This is a genomic window from Xenorhabdus bharatensis (assembly GCF_037996705.1).
Taxonomy (GTDB): Bacteria; Pseudomonadota; Gammaproteobacteria; order Enterobacterales; family Enterobacteriaceae; genus Xenorhabdus; species Xenorhabdus bharatensis.
Map to the genome: position 1 here is coordinate 1 of NZ_JBBMXG010000021.1, position 13,630 is coordinate 13,630.

Below are 13,630 nucleotides of genomic sequence, written 5' to 3' on the forward strand. Positions count from 1 at the left end.
CAGTGAAACGCCGTAGCGCCGATGGTAGTGTGGGGTCTCCCCATGTGAGAGTAGGGAACTGCCAGACATCACTTTGACAGAGAAGCCATCCTTAACGGATGGCTTTTTTGCATTTAAAATCTGAAAAAATTAATGTGCTTTTCCTTGTTCAATTCCAATTCCTGTCTGTGAACGCAAAAATTGCCTGCGGAACAACTCGCGTTCCTGCTGGCCCTGTTCTGATGTATCCGTGATAGAAAAGAACCACGCACCGGCAAATGCCACAATCATGGAGAATAGAGCAGGATATTCGTAGGGATAAATTGGTTTTTCATGTCCAAGAATACTAACCCAGATTGTTGGGCCCAGTATCATTAGCACAACGGCTATTATTAGCCCTAACCACCCTCCAATGAGTGCACCTCGTGTCGTCAGTTTGTTCCAGTACATTGACAGCAAAATAATCGGGAAATTGCAGCTTGCTGCAATAGAGAAAGCCAAACCGACCATAAAGGCAATATTTTGTTTTTCGAATAAAATACCTAATCCAATTGCGATAATTCCCAGAAAAACAACCGTAATTTTCGAAATTCTTAATTCATCCCGCTCATTAGCCTGACCTTGTTTAATCACATTTGCATAGAGATCATGAGAAACTGCTGAAGCACCTGCAAGTGTCAATCCCGCAACTACAGCTAAAATGGTGGCAAAGGCGACAGCAGAGATGAACCCGAGGAAGAAATCCCCACCCACAGCAGTCGCAAGGTGAACAGCCGCCATATTAGTTCCGCCGAGTAATGCACCGGTGCCATCTTTAAATGCGGCATTAGGGCTGACTAATAGTATTGCGCCAAATCCGATAATGAATGTCAGAATATAGAAATAGCCGATAAATCCGGTGGCATAAAAAACACTTTTACGCGCTTCTTTGGCATCATTTACGGTAAAGAACCGCATAATGATATGTGGTAAGCCGGCGGTACCAAACATTAATGCTAACCCTAAAGAAAGCGCAGATATTGGATCAGAAACTAATCCTCCGGGACTCATAATTTTTTGACCATTTGAATGAACGGCAATAGCTTCTTTAAACAGGGTATTGAAGTTGAAATTGACGGCTTTCATGACCATCAACGCCATGAATGTGGCACCAGCCAATAACAGGATTGCTTTAATAATCTGCACCCATGTTGTTGCCAGCATTCCGCCAAACAGCACATATAAAACCATCAAAATACCCACTAAAACCACAGCGATGTAGTAATTCAGCCCAAATAACAACTCGATGAGTTTTCCTGCTCCAACCATCTGTGCAATCAGGTATAAAGCAACCACCACCAGTGAGCCTACTGCTGATAATGTACGGATTGGGCGCTGTTTTAGTCGGTAAGAAGCAACATCAGCGAATGTGTAGCGTCCCAGATTTCTTAATCGTTCTGCGATTAGGAACAAAATAATCGGCCAGCCGACAAGGAAACCAATAGAGTAAATAAGGCCATCATAACCGGAGGTATAAACCAACGCTGAAATTCCCAGAAATGATGCTGCAGACATATAATCGCCTGCAATCGCCATACCGTTTTGGAAGCCAGTGATCCGCCCGCCTGCGGTATAGTAATCAGAACGTGAAATTGTTCGTTTTGATGCCCAATAAGTGATGTAAAGTGTGAACCCGACAAATAACAGGAACATGATAATTGCCTGAATATTTAAAGGTTGTTTTTCTACATTTCCTGAAATGGTATCAGCTTGCGTGAGAATGGGTTGGAGAGAAGAAAATAGCGTGATTGTTGATAAGACAAGTTTTCTCATTTTCTCACCTCATTGAGAATAGCTGAGGTTAAACGATCAAATTCACCGTTCGCTCTGATTACGTAGATCCCCGTTAATATAAAAGAAATAAAAATAATACCGACACCCACAGGAATACCACGAGTCATGCTGGAGCCCTCATAAAGAGGTGTACCGAGCCATCCGGGAGCAAAAGCAATGAGGAAAATAAAACCAACATAGAGTATTAACATAATGGCAGATAACAACCAGGCAAAGCGCCCACGCTTTTCAATTAACTCTTTAAAGTGAGGGTTGTTTTCGATTTCTTGATAAATATCGGTACTCATCAGGCTATCTCCTTTTAGGTATTAAAGGACGAACCTTAAACAACATTAAGGGTTGTCAGATACGGAGCAGCAACATTCGAGAGAATGCATGACTATCTGCCACGTCCCTGAACAGTTCTGTATTTTTGATGATGTTACCAAGCCGCCTTGCGGCGGCGTGCATGTGAACTATTGAGCCTTATGGCATATACATTAAGGCATCATTATGGATTGCTTTTCTTCCAATAATTTTTCTACAACGCCGGGATCAGCCAAAGTTGAAGTATCACCTAAGTTGCCAGTGTCACCAGAAGCAATTTTGCGTAAAATACGCCGCATAATTTTTCCTGAACGTGTTTTGGGTAGCGAGTCAGTCCAGTGCAGGATATCCGGAGTCGCAATTGGGCCGATTTCTTTGCGAACCCAGCTTCTGACTTCTGCATACAGATCAGGAGAAGGTTCTTCACCATGAATTAATGTGACATAAGCATAAATCGCTTGCCCTTTAATATGGTGTGGTATCCCGACAACAGCCGCTTCCGCAATTTTGGGATGGGCAACCAAAGCTGATTCAATTTCTGCGGTTCCCAATCGGTGGCCTGAAATATTCAGCACATCATCAACACGACCAGTAATCCAGTAATAACCATCTTCATCTCGTCTGGCACCATCGCCGCTGAAATACATGCCTTTGAAGGTAGAAAAGTAGGTTTGCTCAAAACGATCATGATCACCAAACAGAGTGCGAGCCTGTCCCGGCCATGAATCGGTAATAACGAGATTACCTTCACTCTCACCGCTTAAGGTTTCTCCGGTATTATCGACGATCGCAGGGTTTACGCCGAAAAATGGCAGAGTGGCTGATCCAGCCTTGAGGTCGGTTGCTCCGGGTAATGGCGTGATCATGAATCCACCTGTTTCTGTTTGCCACCACGTATCGACAATAGGGCACTTACTGTTGCCTATTTTCTTGTAGTACCATTCCCACGCTTCTGGATTGATGGGTTCGCCCACTGACCCCATAATGCGTAATGATGTGCGTTTGGTGCCTTCAATGGCTTTATCCCCTTCTGCCATTAACGCTCGAATGGCAGTTGGTGCGGTATAGAGGATATTGACCTGATGTTTATCTACAACCTGACAGAGGCGATTAACATCCGGGTAGTTTGGTACACCTTCAAACATTAAGGTTGTAGCACCACAGGATAGCGGGCCATAAAGCAAATAGCTGTGACCTGTTACCCAGCCTACATCAGCTGTACACCAGTAAACTTCGCCGGGACGGTAATCAAACGTATACTTGAATGTCAAAGATGCATAGACCAGATAACCACCAGAGGTATGTAGAACACCTTTAGGTTTACCTGTTGAACCTGATGTATAAAGAATAAATAACGGATCTTCGGCATTCATCTCTTCAGCAGGGCAATCTGTACTCACCTCTTTGGTTAATTCATGCCACCATAGATCGCGCCCGGTATGCCAGTTTGTTGCATTATCCGTACGTTTGAAGACGACGACATTCGTCACATTTTTCACCGCCGGATTGTTTAATGCTTCATCGACATTTTTTTTCAGCGGAACAACTCGACCAGCCCGTAAACCTTCATTGGCTGTGATGATTAACTTCGCATTTGAATCGATAATTCGACCGGAAATTGCCTCAGGAGAAAAGCCGCCGAAAATCACGGAGTGAATCGCGCCAAGCCGGGCACAAGCCAGCATGGCGACAGCAGCTTCCGGCACCATTGGCATATAAATAGCGATAACATCGCCTTTTTTTACCCCGAGCTTTTTCAATACATTGGCGAATTGACAGACATCATGGTATAGCTCCTGATACGTAACATGTCTGGATTCAGCCGGATTGTCTCCTTCCCAGATAATGGCGGTCTGATGACCTCGCTCCTGTAAATGGCGGTCAAGGCAGTTAGCACTTAGGTTAAGTGTGCCATCTTCAAACCAGCGGATACTGATATGCCCGGGGTCGAAAGAGGTATTTTTCACCTTTGTATAAGGTTTTATCCAATCGACAATTTTACCTTTCTCTCCCCAGAACCCCTCAGGATCTTGTCGTGAACGTTGGTATTCTTGCAAATATTGTTGTTTGTTTATCAGGGCTGTTTCTGCGATGTCAGCAGGAATCGGGTGCTTAATTATTTGAGTCATATTTTTATCTCCTTGCAATTGTTAATACTATGTCAAAACAAGGTTAACTAAAGTGTAAGGATAATTTTTGTTTCTTTTTTGCGCGGAAGATCACGCAATAGAGATAATGAATGTTATGAAGGGAACATTTAGTGCGGTGTATTTATATAAAATATACCGTCATTAATAATCTTATTTTTGGAAAAATTAACTAACTAGCCGATTCCACTTGGTTATTTATTCTTATTTATAGATTAAACACAAAAGGAAAGGAAACCACAGTGATATTATGGAATTGATAATCATTTTCATTACCATTTGATTCACTATAATAATCCTGTTGCTTACAAGGTGATCTTCATCCCCAATAAATAAAGGGTGTATGTATTTTAAACAACTGGAGATTTAATATGAGTCATTCATTACCTTCCTTGCCTTATTCTTATGATGCTCTGGAACCTCACTTTGATGAACAAACGATGGTTATTCATCATACCAAACACCATCAAACCTATGTTGCAAATACCAATACCGCACTGGAAAACTTCCCTGAACTCGCTGAGCTGGACATTGATGATCTGGTTCAGCAGCTTGACAGAATCCCAGCGGATAAACGTACTTTTATGCGTAATAACGCAGGAGGTCATTCAAATCACAGCATGTTCTGGAAGGGGCTGAAATTAGATACAACGTTATCCGGTGCTTTAAAAGCGGCGATAGAACGGGATTTTGGCAGTATTGATGCTTTCAAAACAAAATTCGAACAGGCCGCAGCAACTCGCTTCGGCTCTGGCTGGGCTTGGCTGGTACTGAAAGCAGACGGAAAACTCGATGTTGTTTCTACTGCAAATCAGGATAGCCCATTGATGGGAGAAGAAATTTCCGGCACTTCCGGTTATCCCATTTTAGGGTTAGATGTATGGGAACATGCTTATTATCTTAAATATCAAAATCGTCGCCCTGATTATATTAAGGCGTTTTGGCATGTCGTAAATTGGGACGAAGCGGCAAGGCGTTACGAAGAAAAAATTAAATAACCGCTATTATCCTCATCTTTCAGAAAATGCTGATCATTATCATGGTCAGCATTTTTATTGTTCATCATTTTCTCTATCATTCGATTTTTTCTTGTTTCGCGATTAAAGGCACATTATGAAAAAGAACGCTGTCATAACGATTACAACCCTTATAGTATCCTCACTACTAATGTCTGGCTGTGCACAGCCCAAAACAAGTGCTGAACGGAATGCCAAGCATTTTGTTTATGCTTCTAATGATGATTTTGACCCCAATTTTAGGACCAAAATCTACGATAGTATTGAGCTTTCAGTACCGTTTTTTGAACAATTCTGGCAGTTGGGTAAAAAAGATAGAGAAGCCGGAGTATCCCCCGAACAGGCGCAGGAACGAGTCATTTATTTAAAAGGTGATGAATTCATGAATTCAATTCGGAGAACATCACATTTTGAGGGCAGAGTTTATGAGAGTAGCGAAGGCCCTTCACTAAGATGGCGTAAGGCAATGTCCGAAGCTATCTCTGCTACTTATATGGATGGTTATGCAGGTCGGAACTAACCGCTTGTTCTACTGACTGTCTGGTTGTTATTTGTTTATTGAGGAGAAATGGAAATGTATTACCCGCAGATATATAGAGGAAAAATAATCTCCTCCGAGAAGTTGGGTTCCTCTGCAATCAACAAACTGCTGGTAAATGGCAGTTTACAGCTGACTTCTCTGGGACTGGAAGGTGATGAACAGGCAGAATCCCGTTTTCATGGCGGGCCGGATCGTGCGCTTTGCCATTATCCGATGGAACATTATCTATTTTGGAAAAGGCAATTTCCTGAATTAATGGAATTATTTGTCCCCCCCTTATTTGGTGAAAATATATCAACGGAAGGAATGACAGAAGATAACGTTTATATCGGGGACATTTTCCAGTGGGGAGAGGCAATGATTCAGGTAACTCAGCCCCGTTCTCCTTGTTATAAACTTAATATTACTACCGGTATTGAGAATTTTGCTGCTATCATGCAGGATAGAGGCTATTGCGGCTGGTTATACCGTGTTATCTCTTCAGGTGTAACCTGTGCGCGGGAGCCCATAAAACTTCTCAGCCGGAATAGTGATGTTTCTGTGAAAGAAGCCATTTCCATCGTTTTTCATAGTCCATTTGATGAAGAACAATATCGTCGTTTAATGAGCGCTGCCGGGCTCTCTGCCAGCTGGAACCTGACGATGCAGAAACGTATACTTCATGGAAAAATAGAGAGTTTTACTTATCGTTTATTTGGGAAGTAATTGTTTGTAATCAATATTATATATAAATCTCTGATATTAAGAAAAAGCAAATCAACCAAAAATTGTTTTACTTTATTAAATAAAGAGGTGGTTTATGAATATACCCAATAAAGTTCATTATTTTTGGACTGGAAACAATATCTCTAAAGAAAATTTAATGAATATTATTAGCATGAGAGGAAAAAACCCTGACTTCGAATTTCATTTATGGGTTAGTGATAAATCATTAATCGTAAAAACGTTTAGCTCAATGTTAACAGAATCTGGTGAAATATTTGGGTGTGAATTTGATAAATTTGGTGAATTTGGTGGATTTGAAAAATCTGGTGAGTCAAATGAATCAGATGAGTCAGATGAATTTGGGGAGTTTGTTGAATTTAAAAGTGAAGATCTAAAGTACAAAAATAAATTTATAAAAAAATCGAATCGTTTTTTCATAAGGAATATAAATGAGGCGTTCATATCATTAGGGAAAAGTTTTTTTAACTTAGAATCAATGTATTACCGTAATATAAATGGATTTTATAATAATTATGCGTTGGCCAGTGATATTGCACGACTTGTTATTTTATATACAGAAGGGGGCGTTTATTTAGATGTTGATGTTAAATTTAAAAAAAGTAATAAAGTAAACTTCTTTAAAGAAATTAATGTGGCATCAGGCATTTCTTTTGGTGATGTAACTGGAAGTGGATGGATATCAAAATCCTTTGGAAATGCTATTATTGCGGCTCCTATTAGATCATCTAACATTTTAGATATACTGAAAATCATAAAAAATAAAATAGAAAAAAATCTCAGGGAAAAATGTTATGATATGAGAGGAGTAATGTCAAAGACCAAAAAGGCCAACCCACCTCATATCAATAATCCCATTAACTCTAACGCAACAATTTCACTGATAAATTTTTCCGAACCCAATAAAGGTATTTCCTTTTCGAGTGAAGAGGATGAATTTAATCAATGGAATGAGGCGATTAAAAAATATCCTAAAGGTGCAAAGGATACTTGGTCTGCTTCTCGCGTAGTGCCGGACTTTCGTTATGAAGCTGCGTGTTATAATACAGGGCCACATATGTATGCAAAATATTTAAAAGATTCTGATCCAAGGGTTTTTGAGAAATTTAGATTTGAGAAAGGAAAAGAGCCTCTATTTGAGAAAGTTGATGCTGAGGGAAAATGGAGGGAGAAAAGGATGTTAAAAAGGAAAATGGATGGAGTGCGTTCTGATGATACAGAATTCCCTTCTTTTTCCAAATATATTTTGGATGATGATGAGATTATGAACAGATTAAAAAAATTAGGATGGGCTTAAATTACAGTAAATATATTTAATATATAGTTAAAGAGGACTCTACTATGAATGTACCAAAAAAAATACATTACTTTTGGGTCGGAAATAATATTTCTGAAAATGACTTAAGAAATATTATCACAATGAAGTCTGAAAATCCCGGTTTTAAAGTTAATATTTGGGGAAGTGGGAATGATAATTCATTAATATTGAAAACATTTAGAAATATTAAATTTAAAAATAATGGAGGAGAATTTGATGTTGGTGAATTATTTGGGGATTATTTTTCATATAGGAACATTGAGTCTGCATTTTCTTTCTTAATAAATAAATCTTCAACTATCATTAACAATGATTTTATAACTTCATGTTATAGTCGAAAAAAACATGAATTAGCTAAATTTGGCATTCATTTTGATAACCCGTCTAAGATAAAGAAAATTCTTAATAATATCTTTAATATTAAAGAAAGTGGGCATTGTCAGAATTATTCTAATGTGATGAAATTTTTGCATCATGTATACCACCTCCAGATGAGTGGTCATTTTTATAATTATGCATCAGCTGGTGATATTGCTCGCTTGGCTATTTTATATATGGAAGGAGGCATATACCTTGATGTTGATGTTGAACTTACAGACTCAGATATTAAGTATATGAAATCAAACTGTTTTGATAAAACACTATTAACACCAAAACCTTTTAACAGAAGGGCAAGGTTTGAAAAATTAGAACTAAAATCGGATATAGGTTTTGGTGATTGTCAGGGAATGGGGTGGGGAAAAATAAGGGAAAGTGATGAAAAATTTTCAAATAGTATTATTGCTTCACAACCTCAATCTGAAAACATTATGGCTATTTTAGTCTTTATGGCCTGTAATATTAAAAATCACGTTTATAATGATGAAGATAATACATTAAGTTCAACATGGAGAACCGGAATTTGTCCTGGTCTGCCATGGAATAAGCCCTTGGATCGTAGATGTCGTCGGCTTAGCACCACTGTTGATATGACAGGGCCATCCGCTTATCAGGAGCTTTTTTCTCTAGTTAAAGATAATGCTCAGGAAGATGATAGAAGGAGTTCTACTGTCAAACCACCCCGGGATTGGCAAATGAGTAGCGGGATCGATCTAATGTTTAAAGAGGTTAATAATGATGGAAAATGGGCGATAGTGAATAAGAAAAAATAACAGGTTAGTGATTAAATTATGCTTAATAGATTTTTAAAATCTGTCGAAAATCAGCTCTCGAAAAGTATGCCAAAGAGATAAATGGACACTCTTTGGCATTCATATAAACCTATTACGGATGAGCAATAAACCCAATTGATTCATAAACCTTGTTCAGGGTTTCCTGAGCACGAGCTTGCGCTTTTGCTGCGCCTTCTGCCATGACTTGGTTAAGTAGTGCTTCATCATTACGGAAATGATGGAAACGTTCCTGTAAGCCGGACAGCATTTCACACACCGCATCAGCAACTGCACCTTTCAGGTGGCCGTACATCTTCCCTTCAAACTCAGCTTCCAATTCAGGGATAGTCTTGCCTGTTACACCTGAAAGAATATCCAGTAAGTTAGAAACACCCGGTTTGTTTTCCAGATCATAACGGACACAAGGCGGTTCTTCGGAATCAGTGACAGCACGTTTGATTTTTTTGGCAACAGATTTTGGATCTTCCAACAACGCAATAACATTATTGCGGTTATCATCAGACTTCGACATTTTCTTGCTCGGCTCTTGTAATGACATGACACGAGCGCCTTCTTTCGGAATGAAAGGTTCCGGGATCGTGAAAATCTCACCGTAAAGAGCATTGAAACGTTGTGCCAAATCACGAGTCAATTCAAGGTGCTGTTTCTGATCAATACCTACAGGGATTTGATTAGCCTGATAAAGCAAAATATCAGCAGCCATCAGGACAGGATAGTTAAACAGACCCGCATTAATATTTTCCGGGTAACGGGCGGACTTATCCTTAAACTGGGTCATACGGCTGAGTTCACCGAAATAGGTATAGCAATTCAGTGCCCAAGCTAGCTGGTTATGCTGAGGTACGTGTGATTGTACGAAAATAGTGCTTTTCTTTGGATCGATACCACAGGCAAGGTAAAGTGCCAGCGTATCCAGCGTACGTTTTTTCAGTTCTTCAGGATCCTGACGTACGGTAATGGTGTGCTGGTTAACAATACAATAGATGCAATCATATTCATCCTGCATCTGAACCCACTGACGTAACGCTCCCATGTAGTTACCGATGGTCAATTCACCGGAAGGTTGCGCACCGCTGAATACAATAGGTTTCTGTGTTGTTGGTTTCGTTGCTGTGGGTTCGTTCATTTTATTACGCTTCCTGTAAGTTCAAAGTGGGTAATCCAATTGTTGGTAGTAAATCCGGGAAATTGTCCAATACATAATCCGGGTGATTTAATGTGATTGATTCCCCATAGTTATATCCATAGGTTAAGCCAACACAAGGGCAACCTGCCGCCTGCGCAGCTAAAATATCATTACGGGAATCACCAACAAAAAGCAATTCTTCTTTATGTAAACCAAACATGCCCATTGTCAGATACAGTGGTGCCGGATGAGGTTTTTTCTGTTTAACATCGTCTCCTCCCAGTACCAGTGAAAAGTATTGACTGATACCGAGGGATTCCAGCAATGGAGCAATAAACGGTGTCGGTTTATTAGTAATAATCGCCATCGGCAGGTTATGTTTTGCCAGCTCAGCCAAAGTTTCTTTGACATGAGGGAATAGTGTGCTGCCTGTTGTGACAGCGGTTTCATAGAATTTATCGAACAGGCCGCGAATTTCACTGAACAGCTCAGGGGTAAACTCTCCGGCAGCCCATTTCAGAGCACGTTCAACCATGATGTCCGCGCCATTACCCACCCACACAGCAACGCGTTCTTTGCCTGCGGCGGGAAGACCTTTGGTGAGTAAGGCCTGATCCAGAGCATCTGCCAGCCCACCGGCGCTGTCTACCAGCGTTCCATCCAGATCAAATGCAATGGCCTGAATGGCTTGTACTACATTTTTTTTCATCATGTTGCCTGTCGTTATGCCACTGTTGATAACTCATTGCGCATTTCATCAATGACTGTTTTGTAGTCAGGTTGACTGAAAATGGCAGAGCCTGCAACGAACATGTCTGCACCAGCCTGAGCTGCCGCAGCGATGTTGTTGGCTTTGATACCACCATCAATTTCGAGACGGATATCATAGCCGCTTTCATCGATAATTTTACGGACATGACGCAATTTATGTAGGGTTTCCGGAATGAAAGACTGGCCGCCGAAACCGGGGTTAACTGACATCAATAAAATAACGTCGAGTTTATCCAGTACATAATCCAGATAGCTCAGAGGTGTTGCCGGATTGAATACCAAACCAGCTTTACAGCCATGATCTTTAATCAGCTGTAGTGTCCGGTGAATATGTTCACTCGCTTCGGGATGGAAAGTGATATAGGTTGCACCGGCCTTAGCAAAATCGGGGATAATGCGATCTACAGGCTTCACCATCAGATGAACATCGATGGGAGCGGTAATACCATAATCGCGCAGTGCCTGACAGACCATCGGGCCGATTGTCAGGTTTGGTACGTAATGGTTATCCATAACGTCAAAATGCACAACATCAGCACCGGCAGCCAGCACCTTTGCGGTATCTTCACCCAGACGGGCGAAATCTGCAGATAGAATGGATGGGGCAATCAGAAAATCTTTCTTCATTATTCTCTTCTCCAATTCATTGTTTATCCCCGTTATTTCAGGGGCAGGAAACCTCAATCACTTCTGGCAGTATAACGCCAAAAGTTCATCAACTTTACTGCGGGCAAGAATATTTCTACTTATTGTCCGGCGGGCTTTAACAATGTAAAGGGAAGCATGATGATACCATTCACGTGTCATCGGCGTGTCATGGTTGGATATGAGTACCGGAATACCATGTTGAGACGAAAGATTATAGGCAAGCCGCGCCAGATTTTCTTGGTCTGTCAGGTTAAAACTATTTGTATGGTAGGCTGTAAAATTTGCAGTTGCTGAAAGAGGCGCATAGGGAGGATCGCAGTAAACCACTGAGCCTTTTGGGGCATGGGTTAATGCGACTTCATAATGCTGGCAGATAAAAGTAGCCTTCTGAGATTTTTCAGCGAACCAATACAGCTCATCTTCCGGAAAATAAGGTTTTTTATAGCGTCCGAAAGGAACATTAAACTCGCCGCGTAAATTATAGCGACACAGACCGTTATAGCAGTGACGGTTAAGATACAGAAACAACACGCTGCGATGGAATGGATCTTTGCTTTTGTTGAACTCTTCTCTCAGGCGATAGAAGGTTTCAGACGTATTGTATGCTGGTGAAAATAAAGGACGGACATGATCAATAAACTCATCCGCGCGAAATTTTACTGTATCGTACAGATTGATCAGATCATTATTGATATCTGATAAGAGATAAGAATCATAATCGGTATTCAGGAATACCGAGCCTGCGCCAACAAATGGCTCAACTAAGCGATCGCCCTCTGGCAGATGACGTTTAATATCATCCACCAAGGGGTATTTTCCACCGGCCCATTTTAAGAAAGCGCGTTTTTTTTTCATGCCGTCAATAAAGTATTCAATAATTTCAGAGTCGCAGATTGTACTCTGTTTAGGACAGCATATCAGCGCCTAATCAAAATAGTTTTATTTTTTCAGATCTTGGTGAACCTGTTGTAGTTTTCTTACCCAGGGTTTTTGTGTCCGAACGTCTACAGGGAGTGAGGCAATCGCTTTTTTGGCGTCAGAAGCGGAATTGTAGCTACCGTAGATCAAAATAAACCATGTTTTATCATTACGTTTAGTTTCATAAACTTTGTAATGGGAAAGGTTATTCTTTTTCGCAAAAGCAATCAAGGTATCCGGGCGACTGGCGCTACTTAACTGGAGAGTAAATCGATTTGCCGGTACTTTCAGTAGGTCTTCACCGATATTTGCAGTACTTTGCTTATTTATCTGATGGTCAGTCGTTGCGGGCTTCGTGGCTACCTTATGTTGTTTTTCGGTTTTTTCCTGTTCAACCGGCGTTACGGTTGTTTGCTTTACACGGTTTTGTTGTGGTGCTGGTTGTGAGGCAGGTTGGTTCGTCTGTTCCGTATTTTTTTGTACTGCATTGTTGATATTGCTCTGTTGCTGATTTAAAGCATCAGAAATATCACCGGGTAATTCGATACGTTGGTTGTAGCCACTTGTTCCGCTGGCCGGAGAAAGGTTCTGACTAGGGGTACTACTGATTGGCGGCATGCCTATTTCATGCGGATGGTCGGTGGCAGAAGTTGCAGGTGTGGAGGGCACTTCTTGCGCGCTATTTTGCTCATTGTCGGAAGATGATGAAGTGCCGGATAGGTTGATACTTTTCTCGACTGAATTTGATGACTGTTGCTTTTCATGTTCTGTTGGCGATTTCAGGGCAGAACTGATAGCGATAATAAGCAGTAAAAGCACAAGGATACCGGCCCCAATCATCATTTGTTGACGGGATATGGCCAGTTTTGGATTCTGCTTTTGGGGACGTGATCGCTGAGGAGGACGATCAGAGGTATCGGGTTTAAACTCGTTTTCTGTTTTTTGTTTATTGTCTGATTTTAGTTCGTCCATATGCCCTCCCAGCTGAGATAATACTGCCAATTGCTATGTGACTAAGTAATAGGTTTGGCGGCCTGACCTAACTTAACTGAAACTGTTCACATTATACCCATTATTTGAAAAATCTATCGGATATATCTATCAATGTAGCTATTTTATAGCAAACAGCCAG

The 13,630-nt window shown here is 40.8% G+C and carries 13 protein-coding genes; 5 read left to right on the plus strand and 8 right to left on the minus strand.

Annotation, left to right across the window (positions count from 1 at the left end):
* Positions 1-129: 129 nt before the first annotated feature.
* The 3 genes from actP to acs form a co-directional block, all read right to left on the minus strand.
* Positions 130-1,791: a cation/acetate symporter ActP gene (gene actP / locus AAC855_RS17230; protein WP_340611229.1), complete on the minus strand. Its 1,662-nt coding sequence runs from the start codon at positions 1,789-1,791 to the stop codon at positions 130-132.
* Complete coding sequence (locus AAC855_RS17235) at positions 1,788-2,099, minus strand: DUF485 domain-containing protein (protein WP_099111057.1); 312 nt, start codon at positions 2,097-2,099, stop codon at positions 1,788-1,790. Before AAC855_RS17235 ends, actP begins: the two co-directional genes overlap by 4 nt.
* 192 nt (positions 2,100-2,291) lie before the next feature.
* On the minus strand, positions 2,292-4,247 hold the full coding sequence (gene acs, locus AAC855_RS17240) for an acetate--CoA ligase (protein ID WP_340611230.1): 1,956 nt from the start codon (positions 4,245-4,247) through the stop codon (positions 2,292-2,294).
* 389 nt (positions 4,248-4,636) lie between these two features.
* Here acs and sodA point away from each other — a divergent pair, with 389 nt between their 5' ends.
* The 5 genes from sodA to AAC855_RS17265 all read left to right on the plus strand — a co-directional run bounded on the left by sodA (position 4,637) and on the right by AAC855_RS17265 (position 9,014).
* Positions 4,637-5,263, plus strand: a complete 627-nt coding sequence (gene sodA / locus AAC855_RS17245; protein ID WP_340611231.1) for a superoxide dismutase [Mn] — start codon at positions 4,637-4,639, stop codon at positions 5,261-5,263.
* Between the two features lie 115 nt (positions 5,264-5,378).
* Positions 5,379-5,801: an Exc2 family lipoprotein gene (locus AAC855_RS17250; protein ID WP_340611232.1), complete on the plus strand. Its 423-nt coding sequence runs from the start codon at positions 5,379-5,381 to the stop codon at positions 5,799-5,801.
* Positions 5,802-5,855: 54 nt separating this feature from the next.
* On the plus strand, positions 5,856-6,527 hold the full coding sequence (yiiM, locus tag AAC855_RS17255; RefSeq protein ID WP_340611233.1) for a 6-hydroxyaminopurine reductase: 672 nt from the start codon (positions 5,856-5,858) through the stop codon (positions 6,525-6,527).
* A gap of 94 nt (positions 6,528-6,621) precedes the next feature.
* Complete coding sequence (locus AAC855_RS17260) at positions 6,622-7,842, plus strand: glycosyltransferase (protein ID WP_340611234.1); 1,221 nt, start codon at positions 6,622-6,624, stop codon at positions 7,840-7,842.
* Between the two features lie 44 nt (positions 7,843-7,886).
* On the plus strand, positions 7,887-9,014 hold the full coding sequence (locus AAC855_RS17265; RefSeq protein WP_340611235.1) for a TcdA/TcdB catalytic glycosyltransferase domain-containing protein: 1,128 nt from the start codon (positions 7,887-7,889) through the stop codon (positions 9,012-9,014).
* Positions 9,015-9,126: 112 nt separating this feature from the next.
* Here the strand turns inward: AAC855_RS17265 and trpS are convergent, their stop codons facing one another.
* The 5 genes from trpS to AAC855_RS17290 form a co-directional block, all read right to left on the minus strand.
* A complete protein-coding gene (gene trpS, locus AAC855_RS17270; protein ID WP_340611237.1) occupies positions 9,127-10,161 on the minus strand; it encodes a tryptophan--tRNA ligase in 1,035 nt (344 codons plus the stop codon).
* Between the two features lie 4 nt (positions 10,162-10,165).
* Positions 10,166-10,870 (minus strand): phosphoglycolate phosphatase, encoded by a 705-nt coding sequence (locus tag AAC855_RS17275; protein ID WP_422824402.1) that lies wholly within the window; start codon positions 10,868-10,870, stop codon positions 10,166-10,168.
* Between the two features lie 14 nt (positions 10,871-10,884).
* Positions 10,885-11,559 carry a ribulose-phosphate 3-epimerase gene (rpe, locus tag AAC855_RS17280; RefSeq protein ID WP_340611239.1) on the minus strand — a complete coding sequence of 225 codons (675 nt, stop codon included), beginning with the start codon at positions 11,557-11,559 and terminating at the stop codon, positions 10,885-10,887.
* Positions 11,560-11,616: 57 nt separating this feature from the next.
* Positions 11,617-12,435 (minus strand): adenine-specific DNA-methyltransferase, encoded by an 819-nt coding sequence (gene dam / locus AAC855_RS17285; protein ID WP_340611240.1) that lies wholly within the window; start codon positions 12,433-12,435, stop codon positions 11,617-11,619.
* A gap of 84 nt (positions 12,436-12,519) precedes the next feature.
* Positions 12,520-13,470, minus strand: a complete 951-nt coding sequence (locus tag AAC855_RS17290) for an SPOR domain-containing protein (RefSeq protein WP_340611242.1) — start codon at positions 13,468-13,470, stop codon at positions 12,520-12,522.
* Between the last annotated feature and the right edge of the window lie 160 nt (positions 13,471-13,630).

What these genes read in the sequence shown, in the direction of transcription:
- actP (WP_340611229.1), bottom strand. Translation starts at nt 1,791, where the DNA reads ATGAGAAAACTTGTCTTATCAACAATCACGCTATTTTCTTCTCTCCAA.
- AAC855_RS17235 (WP_099111057.1), bottom strand. Translation starts at nt 2,099, where the DNA reads ATGAGTACCGATATTTATCAAGAAATCGAAAACAACCCTCACTTTAAA.
- acs (WP_340611230.1), bottom strand. Translation starts at nt 4,247, where the DNA reads ATGACTCAAATAATTAAGCACCCGATTCCTGCTGACATCGCAGAAACA.
- sodA (WP_340611231.1), top strand. Translation starts at nt 4,637, where the DNA reads ATGAGTCATTCATTACCTTCCTTGCCTTATTCTTATGATGCTCTGGAA.
- AAC855_RS17250 (WP_340611232.1), top strand. Translation starts at nt 5,379, where the DNA reads ATGAAAAAGAACGCTGTCATAACGATTACAACCCTTATAGTATCCTCA.
- yiiM (WP_340611233.1), top strand. Translation starts at nt 5,856, where the DNA reads ATGTATTACCCGCAGATATATAGAGGAAAAATAATCTCCTCCGAGAAG.
- AAC855_RS17260 (WP_340611234.1), top strand. Translation starts at nt 6,622, where the DNA reads ATGAATATACCCAATAAAGTTCATTATTTTTGGACTGGAAACAATATC.
- AAC855_RS17265 (WP_340611235.1), top strand. Translation starts at nt 7,887, where the DNA reads ATGAATGTACCAAAAAAAATACATTACTTTTGGGTCGGAAATAATATT.
- trpS (WP_340611237.1), bottom strand. Translation starts at nt 10,161, where the DNA reads ATGAACGAACCCACAGCAACGAAACCAACAACACAGAAACCTATTGTA.
- AAC855_RS17275 (WP_422824402.1), bottom strand. Translation starts at nt 10,870, where the DNA reads ATGAAAAAAAATGTAGTACAAGCCATTCAGGCCATTGCATTTGATCTG.
- rpe (WP_340611239.1), bottom strand. Translation starts at nt 11,559, where the DNA reads ATGAAGAAAGATTTTCTGATTGCCCCATCCATTCTATCTGCAGATTTC.
- dam (WP_340611240.1), bottom strand. Translation starts at nt 12,435, where the DNA reads ATGAAAAAAAAACGCGCTTTCTTAAAATGGGCCGGTGGAAAATACCCC.
- AAC855_RS17290 (WP_340611242.1), bottom strand. Translation starts at nt 13,470, where the DNA reads ATGGACGAACTAAAATCAGACAATAAACAAAAAACAGAAAACGAGTTT.